The sequence below is a fragment of the Stenotrophomonas sp. P5_A9 genome (assembly GCF_056400525.1).
Map to the genome: position 1 here is coordinate 1 of NZ_JBFULC010000130.1, position 2,851 is coordinate 2,851.

Genomic DNA, 2,851 nt, shown 5'->3' on the forward strand with positions numbered 1-2,851 from the left:
GTCGGGCGCCACCAGCAATGCCTCGCCGCCGGCCGGCAGCGCGCGTGCCGTGGCCCTGCCGGTGGCCAGCGCGGCGCTGCCGCCGTCATCGAGCAACCGCGCGGTCAGTGCCACGCTGCCGCCGGCCAGGACCTGCTGGCGGTCGGCCTGCAGTTGCAGTGCAAACGTACTGTTGGGTTCCAGCACCTGCACCACGTAGCGGCCCTGGGCCTGCGCACTCTGCAGCCGGTAGTTGCCCACCGCCGCACTGCTGCCGGTGCGCACCATCGCGCTGCCCTGCCCCACGCGCATGCCCGCGGCACGCAACTGCTGCGCGTCGACTACCTTGTCCACCGCCAGCACCCCGGCCGGATCGCGGACCTCCCACTGCTCCGGCGCCAATGCGCGCGCGCCCTGTACCGGGCTGACCTGGATAACCGCATCGGGGGCGGTCAGCGGCAGGTCCAGGCCACGCTGCAACGTGACGGCATCCACCATCTCCCAGTAGCTGCGGCTGCTGGCCACGAACGGGACGGGGGCGGCCAATGCCTGCGTCGGATCCAGGGCCCAGGCAAAGGTCACCGGCGCACGTTCGATGGCATCGCCGGAAAGCGGCGCGGTTTCCACGCGCGGTGCCACCTGGTCGCTGCTGCGCGCCGGCAGCAACGGCTGTGCGGCCTGCAGGGGCAGTGCCACCATCGCCGCGGCGACGGCGGCGGCAATCATCAGTCTTGACGTCATGGTGTACTCCTCACAGGGTCAGGTCGTTGCGCAGGATCGTGCCCAGGCCGAAGCACTCGCGGCGGCTCTGGTTGTGGCTCAGCGGTTCGGCGCCCTTGGTGCGCGCCTTGTCGGTGAACCACAGGCTGCCGGCGGCCTTCTGGCTGCTGCATTCCAGGAACCCATCGGAGCAGCTGTTCAACCAGTTCTGGGTGAACTCCAGGCCCACGTTCTGCGCGTAGCCACCGCAGTAGCTGTTGCTGTCCCACACCGCCGATTCCACGTCCGAGCCGACCACCACGCGGAAGGTCTTCGGCAACGCCGGCCGCCCGGCGGTGCCGTACAGATTCTGTGCGTTGTAGGTGGCCATGTGCCCCACCTGCTGCTGGCGCACGGCATCGCTCTTGTAGCCCAGCAGCCAGCCCACCGAGGTCTCGAAGGTGTTGCCGTTGAGCGCGGCATCGGCCAGCGGCGTGCCGGCCGAGGACGGCGCCAGCGCGGTGACCTTGCTGATGGTCTGGATCAGTTTTGGATAGCGGCTGTCGTAGGTGGGATTGGACAGGATCCAGCGCACCACGTTGCCGCCGTTGGAATGGGTGATCACCACCAGCCTGGTGATGCCCCGGGTGTTGATGAAGCTGGTCAATTGCCCGGCCAGGCAGCCGGCCGCTTCGGGCTTCCACATGTATTGTTCGAAATCGCAGTTCACCACCGTGTAGTTGCTGCTGTCAGGCAGCCCCTGGCGCACGGTGTCGATGATCGCCGGTTGCCAGTAGTCCGTGCGCGCATCGGTCTGTTTGCCGGTGCCGTGCACGAACGCCACCCCCACCACATCGGCCGCGTGCACGCTCCCGCACGCCAGCATCAAGCCCAGGGCGAGTCCACCGCCCGTCCTTCCCGCGTTGCTTCGCATCCGTTTTGCTCCCTTGCAGGTGATCCCCCTGATGACCGGCGCTACCGCGTTGCCATGTAGTGCATCTATCCATAGAGATATGACGAGTGATGGCGCCTTTGGCGAAACTATGTCGCGCCTCCATTGAAAACCGTGAACCAGTAGCGGGTTTCCGTTATCCAAGCGCCGGCCGTGCCGGATCTGGCCACATGACCAACGGCCACTGTCGCGGCCAGGTGAAGCTGCGATCATGCGGCTCTCCCCTCTTCGAGACCTGCCGATGCCTTCGTCCCTGCGCGCTCCTGCACTTCTGCGCCCGCTGCTGGCCACCGCCCTGCTGGCGACCCTGGCAGGCTGTGCGACGACGGCTGCGCCCGGGGCGACGGCGGTGGAAGCTTCGGTGACCACCAAGGCGACCGGCTACCTGCCGTCGGATGCCGTGCCGGACAGCCTGGCACTGGTGCCCGCACCGCCGGCGGCCGGTTCGGCCGGCTTCGCGCTGGACGAACAGGTCAGTCGCCAAGCCCGAGCGCTGCGCGGCAGCCCGCGCTTCGCGCAGGCCCATCGCGACGCCGAACTGGGCTTCCCGGCCGGTGCCAACCAGTTCTCCTGCGCCATCGACGTGGACGTGGATGCAGTGAAGACCCCGGCGTTGTACCGCCTGCTCGAGCGCAGCCGGATCGATGCCAGTGCCGCCACCCGCACGGCCAAGAAGCACTACCAGCGCGCGCGTCCGTTCATGGTCAACAACGAGCCGACCTGCTCGCCGGAAGACGAGAAGGACCTGCGCGGCAATGGCTCCTATCCGTCCGGCCACACGTCGATCGGCTGGACCTGGGCGCTGATACTGTCCGAGATCGTCCCCGATCGCGCCGACGCCATCCAGGCGCGCGGCCGCAACTACGGCGAGAGCCGCCTGGTGTGCAACGTGCACTGGCAGAGCGACATCCTGGAAGGTCGCTTCATGGGCGCCGCCGCGGTGGCACGACTGCACGACAACGCCGCGTTCAACAAGGACCTGCTGGCCGCGCGCAAGGAGATCGCCGCCGCGCGCAAGGCGGGGCTGCATTCCGCGCGGGATTGCGCGGCCGAAGAGGCGGTGTTGAAGGTGCGACCGGCGAGCGCGCTGTAACGCGACGCCTGCCGACGGCAGTGCATTACCGGTAGAGCCGACCGTTGGTCGGCCGCGCGACCACCCCAACCCGGTAGAGTCGACCGTTGGTCGACTGTGCGACCACCCCAACCCGGTAGAGTCGACCG

3 protein-coding genes are annotated in these 2,851 nt (G+C 68.3%); 1 reads left to right on the forward strand and 2 read right to left on the reverse strand.

From position 1 onward, the window contains the following. Both AC1DR7_RS20165 and AC1DR7_RS20170 read right to left on the reverse strand, forming a co-directional pair. The coding region (locus AC1DR7_RS20165) for a DUF4785 domain-containing protein (RefSeq protein WP_478076660.1) at nucleotides 1–720 on the reverse strand (720 nt) is incomplete at its 3' end. Nucleotides 721–730: 10 nt separating this feature from the next. Continuing rightward, entirely contained in the window at nucleotides 731–1,612 is an 882-nt protein-coding gene (locus tag AC1DR7_RS20170) for a lipase family protein (RefSeq protein WP_457320293.1), read from the reverse strand. 259 nt (nucleotides 1,613–1,871) lie between these two features. On the opposite strand from AC1DR7_RS20170, the gene AC1DR7_RS20175 reads away from it, so the two are divergent. After that, complete coding sequence (locus AC1DR7_RS20175) at nucleotides 1,872–2,723, forward strand: acid phosphatase (RefSeq protein WP_256776633.1); 852 nt, start codon at nucleotides 1,872–1,874, stop codon at nucleotides 2,721–2,723. Nucleotides 2,724–2,851 lie beyond the last annotated feature (128 nt).

Excerpts from the sequence above, each read along its gene's own strand:
- AC1DR7_RS20170 (WP_457320293.1), bottom strand. The coding sequence starts at position 1,612 with ATGCGAAGCAACGCGGGAAGGACGGGCGGTGGACTCGCCCTGGGCTTG.
- AC1DR7_RS20175 (WP_256776633.1), top strand. The coding sequence starts at position 1,872 with ATGCCTTCGTCCCTGCGCGCTCCTGCACTTCTGCGCCCGCTGCTGGCC.